Genomic DNA, 19730 nt, shown 5'->3' with positions numbered 1-19730 from the left:
GCCTGCCTCTCCCGATTCCTTGTCTGAATTACCAACTAGGTATTCTGAACTAAAACTTGGTAATGTTTTGACAGATAAATAATACAAAAAAATAAGTAGAACTGAATAATATTTCCCAAGCAACTTTGCCGAAACAAATCGAACTCTTTTACCACCTCTGGCTAAGATCGTAGTTGCAACGCTAATAAAAACGTCAGCAAGTCTACCTAATGGTTACTCTTTGATGGAAAGTACTGGGTTGATTGGTGCAGACGACACAGGGTCCAATCTCATGCTTAGAAGGAGCTTCCTGTCGCTTCCTTTTGTGTCTGTGAACAGACTAACATCGTATTCTTGGAAAAAGCAATCACTTGTCACTCATGTTTACATTTGTTAATAGGTAGAGATATTTACTTTAAAGAACTACAAGATTTTTTTGGATGATAATTGGCCGTAATATATATGATGATTTATGGTTCCCCATACTTCCTTAATCCCTAGCGAATTTCTTAATTTATGACTCAATCTATGGAAACTAATCAAACTAATGAGAAAACTACTAACCCGATATTTCTCCTAATAGATGGTCATTCCTTAGCCTTTCGCTCTTATTATGCTTTTGCCCATTCTCGTCAAGGCCCCTTACGAACTGCTTCAGGAATCCCGACAAGCATCTGTTTTGGCTTTTTAAATTCTTTGTTACAAATAATCGAGTTACAAAAACCTCAAGGCATTGCGATCGCATTTGATCTGGCAGAGCCGACTTTTCGTAAGGTCGCCGATAGTAACTACAAGGCAAATCGCAAAGAAACTCCTGATGATTTCATTCCCGATATGGCGAATTTGCAACAGCTTCTCGCTACTTTAAATATTAAGGTGACAACAAAAGCCGGGTTTGAAGCTGATGATGTTTTAGGTACTTTGGCTCAGAAAGCCGCAACCGAGGGATATCAAGTTAAAATTGTCAGCGGCGATCGCGATTTATTCCAATTAGTAGATGATGAGCGCCAGATTGAAATTTTGTATCTAGACCCTAGAGCTTTCAGGTCTGCCAAGAAAAATTACACAGAATTTAATCGGGATGCGGTAATCGAAAAGCTTAAAGTAACTCCCGAACAGGTTGTAGATTATAAGGCCTTATGTGGGGATGCATCGGATAATATTCCAGGAGTGAAAGGAGTTGGCGACAAAACAGCCGTTAAATTAATAGCAGAGTTTGATAATTTAGATGCCATCTATGAGAATTTAGATCGGGTCAAGGGAGCTGTTAAAAAGAAATTAGCCTTGGATAGAGATAATGCTTTTCATTCTCGCTTTCTCGCCAAGATTGTCACAGATGTTGCGCTAGAAATTAACCTCGAAGATTGTCAATTTGATAATTTCAATCCTCAAGCTGCAATTCCCCTTCTAAAAGAATTAGAACTTAAAAAGATCTGCGATCGCCTCAGCACCTTTCTTCAAGAGCCAGAACAGCAATTAGAACTTGCAACAGTAAAATCAAACTCAGAAGAAAATGGACAGCTATCTTTATTCTCCCCAGGAACAGCAACTAAAATTGTAAATAATAAAGAGAAAGCTGAAGACATTCCGAAAAATCAAATTACCAATGTCATTCAGCCTCTAGTAGTTGATACAGTTAAAAAACTAGATAAATTACTATCAATTCTTCAAGAACAAACTGATATTGAAAAGCCGGTTTCTTGGGATACAGAAACCACATCTTTAGAACCTCATAATGGTGAACTGGTAGGAATTGGTTGCTGTTGGGGAGCACAAACAACGGATATTGCCTATATTCCTTTGGGACATAAACAAGGAACTCAATTAGACAAGGTAAAAACTCTAAATGCTTTAAAATTTATTCTAGAAAGCGATCGCTACCCCAAAGTTTTCCAAAATGCTAAATTTGATCGTCTAGTTTTTCATTATCAGGGAATTCAGCTAGCCGGCATAGTTCTCGATACGATGCTAGCTAGTTATCTGATCAATCCCGAAACAACTCATAATCTCACCGATTTATCGGAACGTTACAACATTGGAATTACGGCCAAAAGTTATAAAGACTTGGGAATAGCGAAAGGAGAGACTATTGCCAATCTTGATATTGCTCTCACAGCAGAATATTGCGGCATTGACGCCTATACAACCTATTGCCTAGCTTTTAAAATTAAAGAGGATTTAAATCAGTTTTCCGATTTGCAAAAACTACTGGTAGAGGTCGAACAACCTTTAGAAGCAGTTTTAGCTGATATGGAGATTACAGGAATCGCGTTAGATGTTCCCTATCTACAAGAGTTTTCTCAGCGACTAAACGCTGACATACAGGATATTGAGCAAAAAGTGTATCAAGATGCGGCGGAAGAATTTAATCTCAGTTCTCCAAAACAGCTGAGTGTAATTCTCTTTGAAAAACTCAATCTCAACCTAAAAAAAACTCGCAAAACTAAAACTGGTTACTCGACAAATCAAGCTGTCTTAGAAAAGCTTAAAGGGGATCATCCGATAATTGATCGCATTCTGGAATATCGTACGCTATCAAAACTTAAATCAACCTATGTTGATGCGATTCCCAACTTAGTGAGAAAAGATACCCAAAGAGTTCATACGAATTTTAATCAGGCAGTGACGGCAACCGGAAGACTTTCATCTTCCCATCCCAATTTACAAAATATTCCAATTCGTACTGAATTTTCCCGTCAAATTCGTAAAGCATTTCTGCCCAAAAAAGATTGGTTATTAGTTGCCGCTGATTATTCTCAAATTGAATTGAGAATTTTGGCTCATTTAAGCCAAGAGCCCGTCTTGATTGATGCGTATCAAAATAGTAAGGATGTCCATAGTGTTACGGCTCAGCTTTTATTTGAAAAAGAGGAGATATCTCTTGAAGAGAGACGATTGGGTAAGATTATTAATTTTGGGGTTATTTATGGTATGGGCGCCCAAAGATTTTCCCGCGAATCTGGATTCAAGAAGGAAATAGGCAAGGAATTTATTGAGAAGTATCATCAACGTTATAGCAAGGTTTTTGATTACTTAGAATTAGTCAAAAAACAAGCTGTGAGCCAAGGTTTTGTCACAACCATCTTAGGGAGAAGGCGTTATTTTAATTTCATCAGTGATAGCTTGAAGGATTTGCGAGGAAAAGCGCTTGAAGATCTCGATTTAGAGGATATTAATTATAGTTATCAAGATGCTCAATTATTGAGAGCTGCGGCCAATTCTACGATCCAAGGCTCTAGTGCCGATATTATAAAAATTGCGATGGTAAAAATTCATCAAATTTTGCAAGATTATCAAGCAAAATTATTACTTCAAGTTCACGATGAATTGGTGTTTGAAATTCCCCATGAGGAATGGTCTGATTTGCAGGAAAAAATAAAAATTACTATGGAGGAAGCAGTGAGTCTTAGCATTCCTTTGGTAGTGGATGTTAATCAAGGCAATAATTGGATGGAAGCTAAGTAATAAGTAATAGGTAATAAGTAATAAGTAATAGGTAATAAGTAATAAGTAATAGGTAATAAGTAATAAGTAATAAGTGAAATTTTACTTGGAGCTGTCTTGGAACTGATCACTGATAACTGATCACTGATAACTGATAAAACGATGCGACTCCACTAGCAAAACTACCGAGGGAAAATAAAATCAGAAGAATACGGGATGTTACTTCAGAATAACCTGCGTTGCGCAGGTCTAGTTTGAAAAGTAGAAAAGCAGACAACAGGATTAAAAATCTGACAAAATGCTGCAATCTTTGAACAATCAAAGCAAAAGCTAAGGCACCAATAAAAATAGACATTACCGCTTTAGCTTCTGTTTTGAGCCAACCCCCTAACCCCATGGTTAAAGAGTCGAAAGGTGTATTTACAATATTGGAGATGGCAAAAACCCCAATCACTGCTATTCCATTAACAACGGCTGCTGCGATCGCGGGCTCCATATTCCAAAGCCATAAGTTTCCCTCTAAAATCATTTCGTTGGTCCATTCAGCATAATGCCAACCCGCTAAGCTATAAGTAGCGATTAAAATAATCAGAGAAAGCCAAGGAAATTTTTTAAGCCAACGCATTGCTTACAATACTCCTCCCGTTGCGTCTTGCGCCAGCAGCGCTGAGTCCCACGTCTTTGAAGCGTGGGAGCGAGTCAACTAGGACATCGATTGAATAATATAGTCGAAGTAGAGAGCTGCGTCCTTGGCATCTTCTTTGCTGAGAAGATCTAGACTCGCATCTTTTAAACAACGAATCGCATCAACCATTCCTCCAACAGGAACATTGAGAGAATTGTACATTTCCCTAACACCAATCAAACCTATTTTTTCAATGGGCTCTTTGTCGCCTGCTAGAACTCCATAGGTCACGAGCCTTAAATACCAACCAAAGTCTCTAATACATTGATTATATTGCTTTTGACCATAGGCATTACCCCCAGGAGAACGATATTCGGGGTGAATTCTAAATAGCTTCTGACCTGCTTTTTGAACAATTTTCTTTTCGTTCTCAGCTAGGGTTTCGGCGATTCTTACTCTTCGTTCACCAGTACCCAAAAAATTCTTGATGCCTTCTAATTCTCCGCTGCTGGGATAACGAAGTTCATCGTCTGCTTGGAGAATAACTTGACTAACTACACTCATAATATTGTGATCAATCTAACTTTAATTAACTTTGAATAATTTTAGTATCTGATGGTCAGCGTGATTTTGATAAAACATCTTGCCACTCAGCATCGGATAAGGGTTGCTCTACAAGGTCAATATTGAACCAATCTTGAGCTGCCAAAACCAAAGTGTCTACGATATTCGAGACCGCTTGCTGCTTTGAATCTGCAATTAATTCTACTAAATTTACGGGAGGTAGTTCGTTAAAAATCTTAACAAAAAGTTGAGAGTTAACCGATAGCATCATCGAGCCATGTTGTAACAAGGCTTTTCCTCTCCTTAACTGGGCGCTACCAATGGCTTTCGACCCTTGTTTGGTGAGCAAATCCGCACCTGTTGCTGTCGTAAAACAGTTGTGGTGAGCTGCATATTCTCTATTGGCTGTCCCGTAGCTTAATTCTACACCAAGCGATCGCCAACCATTGATCAGAAATTGACAGATGTTTTTATATACTGCCAATCTTTTACCTGGTTGAGTCGAAGTTACCAAGGCATAAGTTAGATCCCCTTGATGCAAAACTGCCCTGCCGCCTGTGTGACGACGAACAATATCTAGGGGTTGATCTTGCCAAATGAGATCTTGCCAAAATTCGGGATATTCTTTTTGGTGATAGCCCAAAGAAATCGCCGCAGGAGACCAAGTATAAAACCTTAAGGTAGGAGGCTGCTCTCCTCGACTATGTTGATCGATCAACCAATTATCAACTGCCATCTGCACCTGGGCAGACGCATCCAACAAAGGAATCAAACGCCATGTTTTAGGCAATTGACAATTGACTTGTTCCTCATCCTTCATCCCTCATCCCTCATCCTTTTAACAGTGATTGATCAGCTTTGACCATAATTTCCTGGAGGAGAGGAGAGATATTTTCCTGTAATTTTCCAGCCCGAATAAATTCGGCATAGGTATTGGCTTCGATATCTAACAATTGTTCTTGTAATTGCTCGACTGCCAGCGATCGCAGACTCTCATGTTCCCTGTTCATTTTCTCAATTTTGTCTTCGATAGATTTTAATTCTCCTTTAACCAACCCAAATTGATAACGATAAAATTCGTCATTAATAATTTCGGGAGAAATATCATTATTACTTAGATACTCTATCACTCTTGTCAGGGCTACTCGACGAGCCAATAATTCCGAATATTCCTGCCTTAAAGGTTGATCTCCAATCAGATCAAGCTTTTGCAGCAACCATTTAGTAGACAATCCTTGAACCAGCAGCGTAAATAACACTACACCAAAAACAATATCAATAATTTCTTGTCTACCTGTTAGTAATGCCGGCACACTTAAAGCCAGAGCAATCGAAACCGAACCCCGCAAACCACCCCACCAGAGAACAGTTTGTTCTCTAAAATTAGTTTTAACTGGACTGACTAAATTACTAAAATTTGCTAAACCGTAGATAGCGATCGCTCTGGTCACTAACACAGCTGCGATCGCGACGCAAATCAGATCAAAGTTACTACTAAGACTGTCAAAATTTATTTGATCACCAATTAATAAAAAGACGATGGAATTGACGAAAAAGGCTAAAAAGTCCCAAAACTCTGAGACAAGGAGTCTCGTACGGGGATTCATGCCAATTCTGGAGCCAAAATTGCCCAAAATCATCCCCACTGTAACCACGCCGATGACCCCAGATCCCCCCAATTCTTCTGTCACCAGATAAGTACCATAGGCAGAAACCAACGTTAGAGATTGTTCCACTAAAGGGAGATCGAATCTTTGGGTTAAATAGGAAATTCCAAATCCGACGATGCAACCAATCCCTAACCCGATTCCCACGAAAGTGAAAAAGCGAATAATAGTAGTAGATAAAGAGAATTCTTCTAATCCCAAAGGAATACCCACCAACAACAGAAAAGCCACAACGGCTACTCCATCATTAAACAAACTTTCTCCTTCCATGAGAATAGTTAACCGTTTACTAGCCCCCAATTCGCGGAACAAAGCTACCACGGAAACAGGATCTGTCGCCGATAAACTAGCGCCGACCAAAAGAGCAGTAGCCAAAGACAAATCGGTAAACTCGGATAGAGCAAAGGAAACCCCTAAAACAGAAATGATCACCCCAATAATGGCGAACATGGTAACAGGTAATAAATTGTCCTTGAGACTGCGCCAACGAATATTCCAAGCAGCTTCAAACAATAATGGGGGGAGGAAAATCTCTAAAATCAATTCGGGAGAAAGATTTACCAAGCGAATGTCAACACAAGCTAGACCCAATCCCACAATTACTAGGAGTAAAGTGTAGGGAATTTGTCGAAACCAGCTAAAAATTCGCGAAATAGTCGCGACACTCAAAGATACTGACAATACAATCAAAAATTGTTCTAGATTGCCCTTAATCGAAAACTCGGCAACCGAAGCATCTAGGGTCATAAAATTCTCCGCAAAAACAATATTTAACACGACTGGGCAAGATTAGGGTAATAGTAAGAAGTTTTGGTTCAAGCGAAGGCCAAATACATAACATTTCCTTGATTTTGTCTCTGTTATTCCACTTGGTGGGAAGAATGAGAATAACACAAGCCAAGAATGGGTGATTTCGATTATTTTAAACACTAATATTCTTAAAAAAGATCGATTAAGATGTTGGGGTATATCTTGGCATATATCAATTTTAGTCCGAATTGAAAGCCTAAAATAAAAACTATAATTCACCATTAGCCATCCAAAGATTAGGTATTTTAAATGATTAACATTTTACTAGTAGACGACCAAGAACTATTATGTGAAGTCCTCAAAACTTGGTTACAAGAAGAATCTGACCTCAAAGTAGTCGGAGTTGCCAAGAATGGAAAAGAGGGGATCTCAAAAATTGAGATGTTACAGCCCGATATCGTGTTGATGGATATCGATATGCCCGAAATGGATGGACTGAATGCGGCGCAGATCATTAGCGATCGCTTCCCTGAAGTTAAAGTAATATTTTTGAGTGGTCATGAGGAAGATGATTATTTGGGCAAATCTCTGCGCACGGGGGCAAAAGGTTATTTGCTCAAAAATACCACGGCCAAAGAATTGGTAACGAAAATTCGCAATGTCCATGACAGTAATAGTATTGTTGCTCCAGGGGACAATGGTGAAATTCTGACAGCAATGCACGCGCAACTTGAGGAGTTACTAAAAACCTATAAACAGAAATTTCAAAAACAATTCAAAAAATACCAAGAATATCAAGAATTACAGGAAGAATTGGCCTTGTCTGAAGGAGAAATCCCAGATCAAGAGCAACAGTTTAAACTATTAGAAGAACAGTTAGCCACTAAGCAAAAAGAACATTTAAGAAAGTTTCAAGCAGATAATCAATCTAGTTGGGAAGCTGTCAAAAATGAAATTACCAAGGTTACTGAGAAATTAACGACTGATAATCAAAATCTTCAGACTCAAGTAAATCAACAAATAGTTGGGGTGGAGCAGAAATTGCAGACCCAACTTGCTCAAGCTGAAGAAAAATTGACAGCTCAAAAAGATCAAATACAGCCGCATTTAGATGAAATTGAGTCTACATATCGCAAAGAGTTAAAATTAACTATTGATCCAATTTGTACTTCTTTTCTCGAAATTGAAGGACAACTGAATAATATGCGAGATTCTATTGAAAAGATTGAACCTAAATATCATCAAGAACTGATTGCGGTGGTAAATCCCATTCGTTCTTCGATCCAAGATTTTGATGAACAAATTCAAAAAATGAGAACTTGGCTGATTGCAGCTGTTTTGGTTGCTGCTGTTTCAATTAGTTTTTCTAGTTGGGCATTGATTTCAGCGGGCAACTCCAGCTCTGGCTCAGAAACAACTGAAGCAACTAGATAATCCAGAATACTGGTGTTAGGTTTTAGGTGTTAGGTTTTAGGTGGTAGGTTTTAGAGTCATACCATTAATTCCAATGATCTAAAGTTTCAATAACCTTAATCCGTAATTTTAGGTAGTTTACTATGTTGGGGAAACCCGAGATTTCTAATTACCTGATTCTTCCTGGCCTCCTCGAGATTCTTGAGTTTTGTATAGTCAACCCAATGGATACAATTAACAGGACAAGTGTCGATCGCCTCTTCAATCAAATCCTCTGGATCGCCATCTTGATTAAAAACCCGCGCTCGCCCGAAATCTGGTTCGATATAAAAAGTATTCGTCGCCGTATGAGCACAATGCTTACAACCGATACAAGTAGTTTCGTCTACATAAGCACCTTTTTGGCGCAACACACCACCTAGCTCCGGCTCAAAGCCACTTCTTTCGGGCGTGTCTCTAAAAATACCCCCTAATTCTGGCTCTAAACCTGTAATTTCGGGGGCGGCATCAAAATCTGACATCTATCCGTTCCAACGTTGAACAACTAAGCGAATCGAACCATCTTCATTTTTCTGCTCTTCAGCAATTTGGAATCCCTGCTTCGAAGTTTCATTTACAACTGTATGGTAAGCATAGCGTTGAGTCACTTTTTTGAGGAAACTCTCTACAGTTAGAGGCTGTTGCCAATATTGTAAATCTGCTACCAATTCATACTCACTACCGTTCCAACTAAAGCCAAAATCATAGTTATTGGTTTGCTCGACAACAACTTCTGCATCTTTAGTTTGTCCTTGATAACCTCTAATGGGAGCAGAACCTGCTTTCCAATCAACATCAAGATCATTAAGAGCGGACTTTAAAGAGTCGAGATTACGAATTTTAGTTTTGATATTGCTGAAATGAGACATATTTTTTGAGATTAAATAAAAAGAGATAGATTATGTTAAATTACCAATCGCTAAAAGTGTCGTGGGTGTTGACCTTCGCTGACTGCTTATTTTCTTGGGCGTAGTATTCTGAAGTTGTTTCTTGAGAAATAACTACTCCCAATTCTGCTTCAACGGCTGCTGTCACCTCTTGACAAGAAGAGCCAATGATTCCTGTAACTGTTTCTTTTACCCGACCATCGGGATAGATAATAAATTCTAAGGTTTCGGCGTTCATGAGGGATAAATTTTCAACTGGTTATTTTACTTCAGTGAACAATCAAGAGAATTTAATTTATTTATTACTTGGGAATCAAGCAATGGGCTTACTTATCTTCACTTCAAGCAGCTTAATGACTTAGATTGTATCAAAAGTTAATAATTATGAGATTGGTTACTTCATTACTTTATAAGTTTTCCTGAGTTTTAACATCCAGTCAAGAAAAAATCCTAAAAAAATTCTCATTACGCAAAAAAAATATACAAAAATCGGGGCGATCGCGTGACCTCCTCTCATCCTCCTACTCCCAGCAGGATAATACATGTAAGCTTTCGAGGGTTCAATCCTCAGCATCACGGGAAATTTTGCAGCATAAATGGGCGACAAATATGCAATGCTAGAATTCGTCCGAATGTCTGGTTTAAAGAAGAAATTAATGATTATAGATAAAGTTAATCAACCAATAAAGGTTGGAGTTTTAGGTTTTGGCGGTTTAGGTCAAGCAGCTGCGAAGATCTTGGCTCCTAAAGGCGAAATGATTTGGGTTGCCGCCGCCGATCACCAAGGTTATGCGTATAATTCTTTGGGGCTAAATCCCGATCTAGTAATTAAGACTTGTCGCGATCGCGGATCTATTGGGCATCTCGATGCTGATGGCACTCTCAGCAAGAATAGTATTCAAGATTTGGTAGTTAATCACTCAGTAGATGGTTATTTTTTGGCATTACCCAATCTTCCTAATACTTTTATGGCAGATGTGGCCCAACAATTTATTAAATCTGGTTGGCAAGGAGTATTAGTCGATGCTCTCAAACGGACCAGTGCCGTGGAACAATTATTAGAGATCCAGGATGATTTGCAAGCAGCTGGAATCACCTATCTGACAGGTTGCGGTGCTACTCCAGGATTGTTAACTGCGGCTGCTGCTGTGGCCGCCCAAAGCTATGCTGAAATCCATAGCGTCAAAATTACTTTTGGGGTCGGGATTGCCAACTGGGAAGCTTATAAATCAACTATTCGCGAAGATATTGCCCATATGAGCGAATATGATGTCGAAACAGCTAGAGCCATGACGGACGATGAAGTAAGTGCGTTGCTGGATAAAACCAATGGCATTATTGCCTTAGAAAATATGGAACATGCTGATGACATTATGCTGGAATTGGCCGGAATCTGCGATCGCGATCGCGTTACCGTAGGCGGAGTGGTGGACACTCGCAACCCGAAAAAGCCCCTAAGTACTAATGTTGCAATCACTGGTCGTACTTTTGAAGGCAAAATATCTACCCATACTTTTACTTTGGGGGATGAGACTAGCATGGCAGCTAATGTTTGCGGCCCAGCTTTTGGCTACCTTAAAGCAGGAATTGCCCTCCAACGCCGGAAAGTTACTGGATTGTTTACCGCAGCCGAAATTATGCCTCAGTTTGTGAATTGACTAGCGTTGCTGCGCGGAAGTAATAAATACATAAGTAATAAGTAATAAGTGCTTATATGACGAATTTAGCTCTAACCCAGTAATCGGGTGGAGCTATTTTTAGTTGAGCGGACATTAATCCTTTATCGAAGATACGACTTAGTAAACCGAAAACCTAAGACCTAAGACCTAAGACCTAAAACCTTTTCCTCATAAGCCTCAACTTTACATAATCAAAAAACATGTATAAATTCTATTTCTTATTTTAAATTTTAGACATACTTTGAGAATAAATTGCTTATTCTATTTGCATTTTCGATAAAGTTTACATTTTAGAAATCTTTAAGCCAGAGCTTAACAAATTATATATATAAAGTTTTTTTTCTGTCTTAAGTGGCATGATAGACTCTGCTATAATTCAGACGTAAGTCATTGGGTGACAAATAATTAGATATTAATAAGTAAAGCAATATTTAAGCAAAACTAAAGTCAGTAAAAGTTTAAAAAAAAATTGTCATCAATAGCCAAATAATTAGAGAGTATCAGAAAAATCCTAATTGTATTTTCAAAATCCTAGAAACTTCCTCCAAAAATCTATCTCTGTTAACCTTAGAACACACCATGCTCAAAAGTAGTATAGAAAAACAAGTATTATCCTTAGATAATCGTAAATTTCTATTTTTAGATACGATTATATTTCTGCTGGCACCATTAATTAGTGCAATTATTCGGCTAGATAATTTGTCTTCTTTAGGTCAGTATGCATCGGGTTTGATCATAGCTACTGTAATATTTCTAGTTATAAAGCTCGGTATTTTTATTACTTGCAATTTATACAAGCATTATTGGCGATATGCCAGCATTGATGAAATCATCAAAATCGCTGCCTTAATCGTTGCTGCAATCATCTTAGAAATTTTAGTTTTTGGCCTAATCGAACTTATTTTTTCGGTGAGACTTATCCCCAGCTCTTTACCATTATTAGATGGTATTTTGAGTTTTATTTTAGTCGGTGGAACTCGTTTTAGTATTCGAGCCTTAGAAAGAAATCAGCAAAAGACAAAACAATTTCTGCGTCGCGATCACGGAGTACCAGGATCACCTGATCGCGTGCTAATTGCTGGAGCAGGGAATGCCGGGGTGGCTCTGTTGCAAGAGATCCAAAGAAATCCCAAACTAGGTCTTTATCCTGTGGCTTTTATCGATGATGATCCACGCAAAATCAACTTAAAAATTAGAGGCATTCCCATTGTGGGTAATCGGTTTGATATTCCTGAAGTGATTTCTTCTTGGAATATTAACCAAGTTGTTATTGCTATGCCAACTGCCCCAGGACAGGTGATTCGCGAAATTGTCGATATCGGTCAGGCGATTGGTGTAAAGACAAGTACTCTTCCAGGAATTCATGAGATTCTTAATGATCGTCAAAATATTAAAGTGGTCAGAGAAGTCAAGATCGAAGACTTACTAAGGCGAGAGTCGATCAAAACAGACACCGAAGGAGTTTTACAATTTGTTCAGGGCAAAAAGATTTTAATCACTGGTGCAGGAGGTTCGATTGGTAGTGAGCTTTGCCGCCAAATTTTTCGTTGTCGCCCAGCCGAAATAATTTTAGTTGGTCATGGCGAAAATTCAGTTTTTAATATCGAACAGGAATTAAAGCAAGCCTTACAAATATTGCGCCAGGAAGCGAATAGTTCGCGGAAATTAACTAGAATTGCGGCTTTTATTGCCGACCTCCGCTTTCGCGATCGCCTAGAGAATGCCTTTGCTAAATATCAGCCAGATCTTGTCTTCCATGCGGCAGCCCATAAACATGTTCCTCTCATGGAAGCCAATCCCCCAGAAGCAATTACCAATAATGTTTTAGGAACCAAAAATTTACTCGATTTGGCGATCCAGTATGAAGTCCAACATTTTGTGATGATTTCTACTGACAAAGCCGTTAACCCCACCAATGTCATGGGAGCCAGTAAACGGGTGGCGGAGATGCTGGTATTGCAAGCCGCCAAGAAAACTGGCAAGCCCTTTGTTGTGGTTCGTTTTGGCAATGTGTTAGGAAGTAGAGGCAGTGTCGTGCCAACTTTCCAGAGACAAATCGCCAAGGGTGGGCCGCTCACGATTACCCATCCCGAAATTTGTCGTTACTTTATGACAATCCCCGAAGCTGTTCAGTTAGTTCTACAGGCTTCAGTTTTAAGTCATCATGGTCAAATCTTTATGCTCAATATGGGGCAACCCGTCAAAATTGTCGACTTGGCAAAAGATTTAATTCGTCTCTCTGGATATGAGGTCGGGAAAGATATTGAAATTGTTTATACCGGATTGCGACCAGGAGAAAAATTATTCGAGGAACTTCTCATCCCAGGGGAAAAATATACAGAAACCGAACATGAAAAACTTCTGGTAGTGGACAATGCCAGTAGTATGGTTCCGCTTACCTTAAATTGGCCGATCGCCGCTCTTTGTAAAGCAGCAGCTCAAAATGATAGAAATACCATTCTTTTTTTGCTGGAACAACTAGTGCCAGGATATCAACCCAAATATATCAAGACCGATTTTGTTCAGGAAGCTTCGCGAGAAGTCGCTAACGAGGCAAAAATACGCAGAATTTGAGGAAGCAACAAACTATAAAAGTACACGACTCGGCAAAATTGAGGAAAAGGTGTTAGGTGTTAGGGAATCCCTAAAACCTAGAAACCTAAAATTACCAAGTTGTGTAGATAATGCAATTATTCAAATTACCTGATTTTAGTAGATCAATATGGATTTTAGCTGGGGGAAGATTGTTATCGCAGATTGGTTCAGGATTGACTTTATTCTATGCACCAATCTTTTTTGTTAATCAAGTCGGTATTCCTGCGACATTAGTCGGATTTGCCATCGGTAGTGCTTCGATTTCTGGCGTTTTTGGTCGTTTTTGGGGAGGGAGTGCTGTCGATTCTCCTCAATGGGGCAGAAGAAAAACTTTGCTCCTTGCGGTTGCCATATCTGCGGTAGCTGATGTCTTTTTAGCAACAACGAGCAATTTCCCAGGCTTAGTACTGGGTAATTTATTAATGGGTTTGGGTATTGGTTTCTATTGGCCAGCAACCGAAGCGGCAATTATTGATTTGACGGCATCTCAACAACGCAATGAAGCTTTTGCTATTACCCGATTAGCAGATAATTTAGGTTTAAGTTTGGGCGTGATTTTGGGCGGAGCCTTGCTCGCCGCTTCGGTGAATTATCGAATGTTATTTGTGATTGATGGGATTTCTTTTGTCTTATTTTTTGCTGTTGTGTATTTTGCGATCGCAGAAACCTATGAATTTGAATTTGCTCCTCAGCAGTCTCAATATTATCAAGGTTGGCTGACGGCCTTGGGAGATCGCACTTTAATGATTTATGTTGTCGTAAATATTCTTTTCACCACCTATCTCTCCCAGCTCCAGAGCACGCTGCCCCTATACCTCAAGAATTTTGTCTCGGTCGGGGGAGAAATGGGTCTTCAACAGGGTTTTTCCGAAGAAATTATCAGTGGCCTATTTACCTGGCATATTATTTTTGCGGTAATTTGCCAGCTACCAATGGCGCGGTTTTTAAATTATGTTTCTCGGATCAACGCCCTCATAATATCCATGATGTTATGGGGAATCGGTTTTAGTTTAATTTGGCTAACCAGTATCGTTAATCAACCACTAATTTGTATCATATTAGCCTTAGGGTTCATGTCCTTGGCTATGATTTCCTATACCCCTGCTGCTTCTGCCTTTATTGCTGATATTGCTCCCGAATCTTTGCGAGGAGTTTATCTTGCGATTAATTCTCAATGTTGGGCAATTGGCTATTTTATCGGCCCAGCGATCGGCGGTTATGCCCTAGATCAATCCGTTAATTTTGTGATGAGTTACTGGTTAGGCTCTGCTATTTCTATCATTTTCGGCATAGCCATCTTAAGCTACCTCAAAAAGACTGTTAAATGTTAATTTGTAAACTCTCGCGCTTGTCTTCAAATCGGGATTCCCTTGCGCCTGTCGGCGACGCGGGTCTGCTCTTCAATTTTCAATTAATCAGACCCTTCCATAGCGAGCTTGAAGATGCTCCTTCGGCTTTTGTGGATTCTGCTGATTTTGTAACCAAGCCCACATCTGATCTCCCAAAGAAAAATGCCACCATTCTTTAGGATGACGACAAAAACCACTATCACTCATGACTTGATTTAACAATTGACGATGGCGATTATACTGCTGATCTTGCAGAGTTTTACTTCTAGCGTAATATTCGGGATGCGATCGCGGAGAAATCTCATCAATCGCGCCCCCCATATCCAAAACTCTTTGCTGATCATCAATAATGTTGAGATCTATAGCAGCTCCAGTACTATGGGGCGGTGGGGTATTAGGGTCAGCACTAGGTGCCGCCCATAGTTCATAAACTTGAGACCAAAGTTCTTGTCTTTGTTGAGGGGATATCTGATTTTCTTGCCAACCATACTTCCTGATCAAAGATTCAAACGTATAATTGACCATAAATTGTTGCACTCCCACTGGCCGATAGGCATCATGGATTTTTAGCTTCCAGCCTGGATGTCTTTTATCTAATAAAAATTGAGCCGTTTCCAAGGCTTCTAGAACTCCTTTGCGCAGGCAATAAGGAGATTTACCGTCATACTCCGCGCCAAGTTTTTCGTATGGATGGGGTAACTCCACAACAAATTTTTCTTGGGGAATGGCAACTAAAGGTTCACCACATTCTTTGATCGGAATTTTTTGGTATGGTTTCACTACGGGCAAGAGGGAGTTCACGACATAATATCCACAATTTATAACAGTTATTTATAAATTTTGGAACAACTGTGGTTGAATGAATTCTAAAGATCCCTTAAAGTTTGCCGCAATTAAATTCTGACTTAATTATGACAGAACTATATCCTCCCATCGACCCTTATAACGAAGGGAAATTACCAGTATCTGACCTTCATACAATTCATTATGAACAGTCAGGGAATCCTGACGGAAAGCCAGTAATTTTCTTGCATGGTGGTCCTGGTGGTGGCATTACGCCTATGTATAGACAATATTTTAACCCGCAAAAATGGCGTATTATCATTTTTGATCAAAGAGGAGCGGGACAAAGTACTCCCTATGCCGAATTGAGAGAAAATACCACTTGGGATTTGGTGAGTGATATTGAGAAACTCAGAGAACATTTAGAGATTGAGCAATGGGTAGTATTTGGTGGCAGTTGGGGCAGCACCCTAGCCTTGGCTTATAGTCAAACTCATCCTGAAAGATGTCAGGGTTTGATTTTGCGTGGGATTTTTATGCTACGACAAAAGGAATTGCACTGGTTTTATCAAGAAGGTGCCAGCAATATTTTTCCTGATGCTTGGCAAGAATATCTCAAACCAATTCCTGTGGAGGAAAGAGATAATTTGATCTCTGCTTATTATAAGAGATTGACTAGTAGCGATCGCAATATTCGTTTAGAAGCTGCCCGTGCTTGGTCTATTTGGGAAGCTAGTACGAGTAAATTAATTCCTTCAGCCAAAAGTATCAAGAGATTTGGCGAAGCTGAATTTGCTGAAGCTTTTGCTCGCATTGAATGTCATTACTTTATTAATAAAGGATTTTTTGCCACAGAAAATCAACTTTTAGAAAATGCTCACAAGATGAGTCACATCCCAGGAGTGATTGTTCAAGGAAGGTATGATGTAGTTTGCCCGATGATTAGCGCTTGGGAATTGCATCAAAAATGGCAAAAAGCTAAATTCATTGTCGTGGGCGATGCTGGTCATTCTATTAGTGAACTAGGAATTCGGGATGCTTTAATTGAAGCGACGGATAATTGGTGAGTAATGGGTAATGGGTAATGAGTAATAAGTAATAAGTAATAAGTAATAAGTAATAAGTAATAAGTAATAAGTAATGAGTAATGAGTAATGAGTAATAAGTAATGTTCAATGCTTAATGTTAAATGTTAAAATTTCAATGATTTATGAGTCTTTTTAATCTAAAATCTCCTTTTCAACCAACAGGAGACCAACCAAAAGCGATCGCAAAATTAACTGATTCGATCTTGGCTGGCAATACTTTTCAAACCTTGCTAGGGGCCACAGGCACAGGTAAAACTTTTACCGCTGCCCAGGTAATTGCCAATGTCGAAAAACCAACTTTAGTCTTAGCTCACAATAAAACTTTGGCAGCTCAATTATGTAATGAACTGCGGCAGTTTTTTCCTCATAATGCCGTTGAATATTTCATTAGTTATTACGATTATTATCAGCCCGAAGCCTATATTCCTGTTACCGATACCTATATAGAAAAAACAGCTTCGATCAATGATGAAATAGATATGTTGCGTCACTCGGCAACTCGTTCTCTCTTTGAACGCCAAGATGTGATTGTAGTAGCTTCTATTAGCTGTATTTATGGCTTGGGAATGCCCGCCGAATATCTCAATGCCGCCATTAAAATTCAAGTAGGAGCCGAAATTCCTTTGGGAGATTTGCTCCGCAGTTTAGTTTCTGTGCAATATTCCCGCAATGATATTGAATTAGAAAGGGGGAATTTTCGCGTTAAAGGCGATGTTTTAGAAATTATTCCTGCCTATGAAGATCGCATTATTCGAATTGAGTTTTTTGGCGATGAAGTAGATAGTTTGCAATATGTAGATCCTTTGACCAGAGAAACCCTAGAAGATCTGCAACGAATTAGTATTTACCCAGCACGACATTTTGTCACTCCTGAATCTCAATTAGAAAAAGCTTGCCAAGATATTAGAAACGAACTAGAAACACAATTACAAAATCTAGAAAAAGACAATAAATTATTAGAATATCAAAGACTAGAACAACGAACGCGTTATGATTTAGAACTTTTAGAAGAAGTTGGCTATTGCAATGGCGTAGAAAACTATTCCCGTCATTTGGCAGGCAGAGAACCAGGTTCTCCCCCAGAATGCTTAATCGATTATTTTTCTGAAGATTGGTTATTAATTATTGATGAATCTCATGTGACGGTTCCCCAAATTAGAGGAATGTATAATGGGGACCAAGCTCGAAAGAAAACTTTAATTAATCATGGTTTTCGTTTGCCCTCGGCTGCAGATAATCGACCTTTGCAAGCATCAGAATTTTGGCAAAAAGTTAATCAATGTATTTTTGTTTCGGCAACTCCAGCAGCTTGGGAACTGGAGCAATCCCAAGAACAGATAGTAGAGCAAGTTATTCGTCCCACAGGAGTAATTGATCCAGAGATTATCGTGCGCTCGACGACAAATCAAGTCGATGATCTTTTGGGAGAAATTAAAACTAGAGTGAAGCTTTCCCAACGAGTCCTTATTACTACTCTTACGAAGAGAATGGCAGAAGATTTGAGCGAATATTTTAGTGAAAGAGATGTGAAGGTGCAATATTTACATTCTGAGATTAAAGCTATTGAAAGAATTGAGATTTTGCAAGCTCTGCGCAAAGGAGAATTCGATGTTTTAATTGGGGTTAATTTGTTACGGGAAGGATTGGATTTGCCAGAGGTTTCTTTGGTGGCAATTCTCGACGCTGATAAAGAAGGATTTTTGCGTTCTACTAGTTCGATCATTCAAACTATCGGCAGAGCGGCGCGGCATATTGAGGGACAAGCAATTTTATACGCCGATAATTTAACTAAAAGCATGATTAATGCGATCGCAGAAACTAATCGCAGAAGAGAAATTCAAATTGCTCATAATAAAAAACATAATATTACGCCCCAACCTATTATTAAAAAATCAGATAATTCAATCTTATCTTTCCTCGATCTTTCTCGCCGCCTTAATAGTGAGCAATTGGAAGAGATTTATCAACAATCTGATGAGTTGCCCCTAGAAAAAATTCCTGAAATTATTGAGCAATTAGAAACACAAATGAAAGAAGCGGCGAAGAATTTGGAGTTTGAGTCGGCGGCTACCTATCGCGATCGCATTAAAAAACTAAGAGCTAAACTATTGGGCAAATAAACAAAAATTCTGGCAATCTCATTGAATTTCCAAATCTTCTAGATGAGCATCCTTCAGATTGACACCCTCTAAATTGGTTTCCTTCAAATAAACTCCCATCAGATCAGCTCCACCTAGATTAGCTCCTCTGAGATTAGCTCCCCGAAGATTAGCTCCTCTGAGATTAGCTCCTCTGAGATTAGCTCCTCTAAGATTAGCTCCTCTAAGATCAGAGTCAATCATTTCAGTATTAATTAGACATGCTTGAATCATGGTCGTATCAGCTAGATTAGATTTATTCAGTCTGGCTTGATTTAGATGAGCTTTAGTCAGATTTGTACTTTGTAAGTTGGCACCAATCAGATTAGCGCCAATCAGGTTAATACCAATCAAATTAGCGTTAGGCAAACATATTTGAATCAGACATACCTGACTGAAATTTCGTTGTCCGGCTCTGTATAGTTTTAAAACTTCTTGAGCTTCCATATTTTTTGCCTTCTGAATGAATATTGGGAAAGCCAAATTTAGTAATTGAAATCTCGATCACTAAAATGAGCTCAGTTGAAACGTAAAGAAAAGTGTGCGATTGCCCTATTTAACGGGGCTTCGCCCTTGAAGGTAGAGGGCAGAGGGCAGCGGTGAGACCCCGCGCCGCCGTCAGGCGCAAGGGAACGCTCACCAAGAGAGAGGGCAGAAGGATAAAACTACTTCTAACTTATCCCTTGAGGTTGAATTCCTCCACTTCTTTAAGTGGAACAGGGCATAGTGG

Annotated in this window: 16 protein-coding genes; 7 read left to right on the top strand and 9 right to left on the bottom strand. The window is 39.2% G+C overall.

What is annotated here, in order from left to right:
- The first annotated feature begins 495 nt into the window (after positions 1 to 495).
- Positions 496 to 3444 carry a DNA polymerase I gene (polA, locus tag XEN7305_RS11385; protein ID WP_006509572.1) on the top strand — a complete coding sequence of 983 codons (2949 nt, stop codon included), beginning with the start codon at positions 496 to 498 and terminating at the stop codon, positions 3442 to 3444.
- Positions 3445 to 3550: 106 nt separating this feature from the next.
- On the opposite strand, the gene XEN7305_RS11380 is transcribed toward polA, so the two are convergent.
- From XEN7305_RS11380 to XEN7305_RS11365, 4 genes are all read right to left on the bottom strand, one after another.
- Positions 3551 to 4048, bottom strand: a complete 498-nt coding sequence (locus XEN7305_RS11380) for a hypothetical protein (protein ID WP_006509571.1) — start codon at positions 4046 to 4048, stop codon at positions 3551 to 3553.
- A 78-nt stretch (positions 4049 to 4126) separates the two neighbouring features.
- Positions 4127 to 4612, bottom strand: coding sequence for an allophycocyanin subunit alpha-B (locus tag XEN7305_RS11375; protein WP_006509570.1), 486 nt, complete (start codon positions 4610 to 4612; stop codon positions 4127 to 4129).
- A 55-nt stretch (positions 4613 to 4667) separates the two neighbouring features.
- The gene (locus tag XEN7305_RS11370) at positions 4668 to 5432 is read right to left on the bottom strand and encodes a biotin/lipoate A/B protein ligase family protein (protein WP_006509569.1); all 765 of its coding nucleotides are present in this window, start codon (positions 5430 to 5432) and stop codon (positions 4668 to 4670) included.
- 10 nt (positions 5433 to 5442) lie between these two features.
- The gene (locus tag XEN7305_RS11365; RefSeq protein WP_006509568.1) at positions 5443 to 7026 is read right to left on the bottom strand and encodes a sodium:proton antiporter; all 1584 of its coding nucleotides are present in this window, start codon (positions 7024 to 7026) and stop codon (positions 5443 to 5445) included.
- Between the two features lie 312 nt (positions 7027 to 7338).
- On the opposite strand from XEN7305_RS11365, the gene XEN7305_RS11360 reads away from it, so the two are divergent.
- Positions 7339 to 8463, top strand: coding sequence for a response regulator transcription factor (locus XEN7305_RS11360; protein ID WP_006509567.1), 1125 nt, complete (start codon positions 7339 to 7341; stop codon positions 8461 to 8463).
- 95 nt (positions 8464 to 8558) lie between these two features.
- Here XEN7305_RS11360 and XEN7305_RS11355 read toward each other — a convergent pair whose 3' ends face one another.
- From XEN7305_RS11355 to XEN7305_RS11345, 3 genes are read right to left on the bottom strand one after another with little or no spacing between them, the layout of a single operon-like run.
- On the bottom strand, positions 8559 to 8963 hold the full coding sequence (locus tag XEN7305_RS11355) for a ferredoxin (RefSeq protein ID WP_006509566.1): 405 nt from the start codon (positions 8961 to 8963) through the stop codon (positions 8559 to 8561).
- Positions 8964 to 9350: a DUF1257 domain-containing protein gene (locus XEN7305_RS11350; protein WP_006509565.1), complete on the bottom strand. Its 387-nt coding sequence runs from the start codon at positions 9348 to 9350 to the stop codon at positions 8964 to 8966.
- Positions 9351 to 9390: 40 nt separating this feature from the next.
- Entirely contained in the window at positions 9391 to 9606 is a 216-nt protein-coding gene (locus XEN7305_RS11345) for a DUF2997 domain-containing protein (RefSeq protein ID WP_006509564.1), read from the bottom strand.
- Between the two features lie 418 nt (positions 9607 to 10024).
- On the opposite strand from XEN7305_RS11345, the gene XEN7305_RS11340 reads away from it, so the two are divergent.
- The 3 genes from XEN7305_RS11340 (at position 10025) to XEN7305_RS11330 (ending at position 14973) form a co-directional block, all read left to right on the top strand.
- A complete protein-coding gene (locus XEN7305_RS11340) occupies positions 10025 to 11026 on the top strand; it encodes a saccharopine dehydrogenase-like oxidoreductase (RefSeq protein ID WP_040897547.1) in 1002 nt (333 codons plus the stop codon).
- Between the two features lie 600 nt (positions 11027 to 11626).
- Positions 11627 to 13621, top strand: coding sequence for a nucleoside-diphosphate sugar epimerase/dehydratase (locus XEN7305_RS11335; protein ID WP_006509562.1), 1995 nt, complete (start codon positions 11627 to 11629; stop codon positions 13619 to 13621).
- A 110-nt stretch (positions 13622 to 13731) separates the two neighbouring features.
- Positions 13732 to 14973: an MFS transporter gene (locus XEN7305_RS11330; protein WP_006509561.1), complete on the top strand. Its 1242-nt coding sequence runs from the start codon at positions 13732 to 13734 to the stop codon at positions 14971 to 14973.
- An 84-nt stretch (positions 14974 to 15057) separates the two neighbouring features.
- Here XEN7305_RS11330 and XEN7305_RS11325 read toward each other — a convergent pair whose 3' ends face one another.
- Positions 15058 to 15771 carry a M15 family metallopeptidase gene (locus XEN7305_RS11325; RefSeq protein WP_144053250.1) on the bottom strand — a complete coding sequence of 238 codons (714 nt, stop codon included), beginning with the start codon at positions 15769 to 15771 and terminating at the stop codon, positions 15058 to 15060.
- Between the two features lie 131 nt (positions 15772 to 15902).
- On the opposite strand from XEN7305_RS11325, the gene pip reads away from it, so the two are divergent.
- Positions 15903 to 16841 (top strand): prolyl aminopeptidase, encoded by a 939-nt coding sequence (gene pip, locus XEN7305_RS11320; protein WP_006509559.1) that lies wholly within the window; start codon positions 15903 to 15905, stop codon positions 16839 to 16841.
- 143 nt (positions 16842 to 16984) lie between these two features.
- Complete coding sequence (uvrB, locus tag XEN7305_RS11315; protein ID WP_006509558.1) at positions 16985 to 18982, top strand: excinuclease ABC subunit UvrB; 1998 nt, start codon at positions 16985 to 16987, stop codon at positions 18980 to 18982.
- 18 nt (positions 18983 to 19000) lie between these two features.
- On the opposite strand, the gene XEN7305_RS11310 is transcribed toward uvrB, so the two are convergent.
- Positions 19001 to 19447, bottom strand: coding sequence for a pentapeptide repeat-containing protein (locus XEN7305_RS11310; protein WP_006509557.1), 447 nt, complete (start codon positions 19445 to 19447; stop codon positions 19001 to 19003).
- Positions 19448 to 19730: the final 283 nt, after the last annotated feature.

The organism is Xenococcus sp. PCC 7305, from assembly GCF_000332055.1.
In the GTDB taxonomy this organism is placed as follows: Bacteria; Cyanobacteriota; Cyanobacteriia; order Cyanobacteriales; family Xenococcaceae; genus Xenococcus.
The sequence above is the reverse complement of the archived record's forward strand: the minus strand, read 5'-3'. Positions and strand labels throughout refer to the sequence as shown.

Excerpts from the sequence above, each read along its gene's own strand:
- uvrB (WP_006509558.1), top strand. The coding sequence starts at position 16,985 with ATGAGTCTTTTTAATCTAAAATCTCCTTTTCAACCAACAGGAGACCAA.
- XEN7305_RS11350 (WP_006509565.1), bottom strand. The coding sequence starts at position 9,350 with ATGTCTCATTTCAGCAATATCAAAACTAAAATTCGTAATCTCGACTCT.
- XEN7305_RS11330 (WP_006509561.1), top strand. The coding sequence starts at position 13,732 with ATGCAATTATTCAAATTACCTGATTTTAGTAGATCAATATGGATTTTA.
- pip (WP_006509559.1), top strand. The coding sequence starts at position 15,903 with ATGACAGAACTATATCCTCCCATCGACCCTTATAACGAAGGGAAATTA.
- XEN7305_RS11370 (WP_006509569.1), bottom strand. The coding sequence starts at position 5,432 with ATGAAGGATGAGGAACAAGTCAATTGTCAATTGCCTAAAACATGGCGT.
- XEN7305_RS11335 (WP_006509562.1), top strand. The coding sequence starts at position 11,627 with ATGCTCAAAAGTAGTATAGAAAAACAAGTATTATCCTTAGATAATCGT.
- XEN7305_RS11360 (WP_006509567.1), top strand. The coding sequence starts at position 7,339 with ATGATTAACATTTTACTAGTAGACGACCAAGAACTATTATGTGAAGTC.
- XEN7305_RS11355 (WP_006509566.1), bottom strand. The coding sequence starts at position 8,963 with ATGTCAGATTTTGATGCCGCCCCCGAAATTACAGGTTTAGAGCCAGAA.
- polA (WP_006509572.1), top strand. The coding sequence starts at position 496 with ATGACTCAATCTATGGAAACTAATCAAACTAATGAGAAAACTACTAAC.
- XEN7305_RS11375 (WP_006509570.1), bottom strand. The coding sequence starts at position 4,612 with ATGAGTGTAGTTAGTCAAGTTATTCTCCAAGCAGACGATGAACTTCGT.
- XEN7305_RS11365 (WP_006509568.1), bottom strand. The coding sequence starts at position 7,026 with ATGACCCTAGATGCTTCGGTTGCCGAGTTTTCGATTAAGGGCAATCTA.
- XEN7305_RS11310 (WP_006509557.1), bottom strand. The coding sequence starts at position 19,447 with ATGGAAGCTCAAGAAGTTTTAAAACTATACAGAGCCGGACAACGAAAT.
- XEN7305_RS11345 (WP_006509564.1), bottom strand. The coding sequence starts at position 9,606 with ATGAACGCCGAAACCTTAGAATTTATTATCTATCCCGATGGTCGGGTA.
- XEN7305_RS11340 (WP_040897547.1), top strand. The coding sequence starts at position 10,025 with ATGATTATAGATAAAGTTAATCAACCAATAAAGGTTGGAGTTTTAGGT.
- XEN7305_RS11380 (WP_006509571.1), bottom strand. The coding sequence starts at position 4,048 with ATGCGTTGGCTTAAAAAATTTCCTTGGCTTTCTCTGATTATTTTAATC.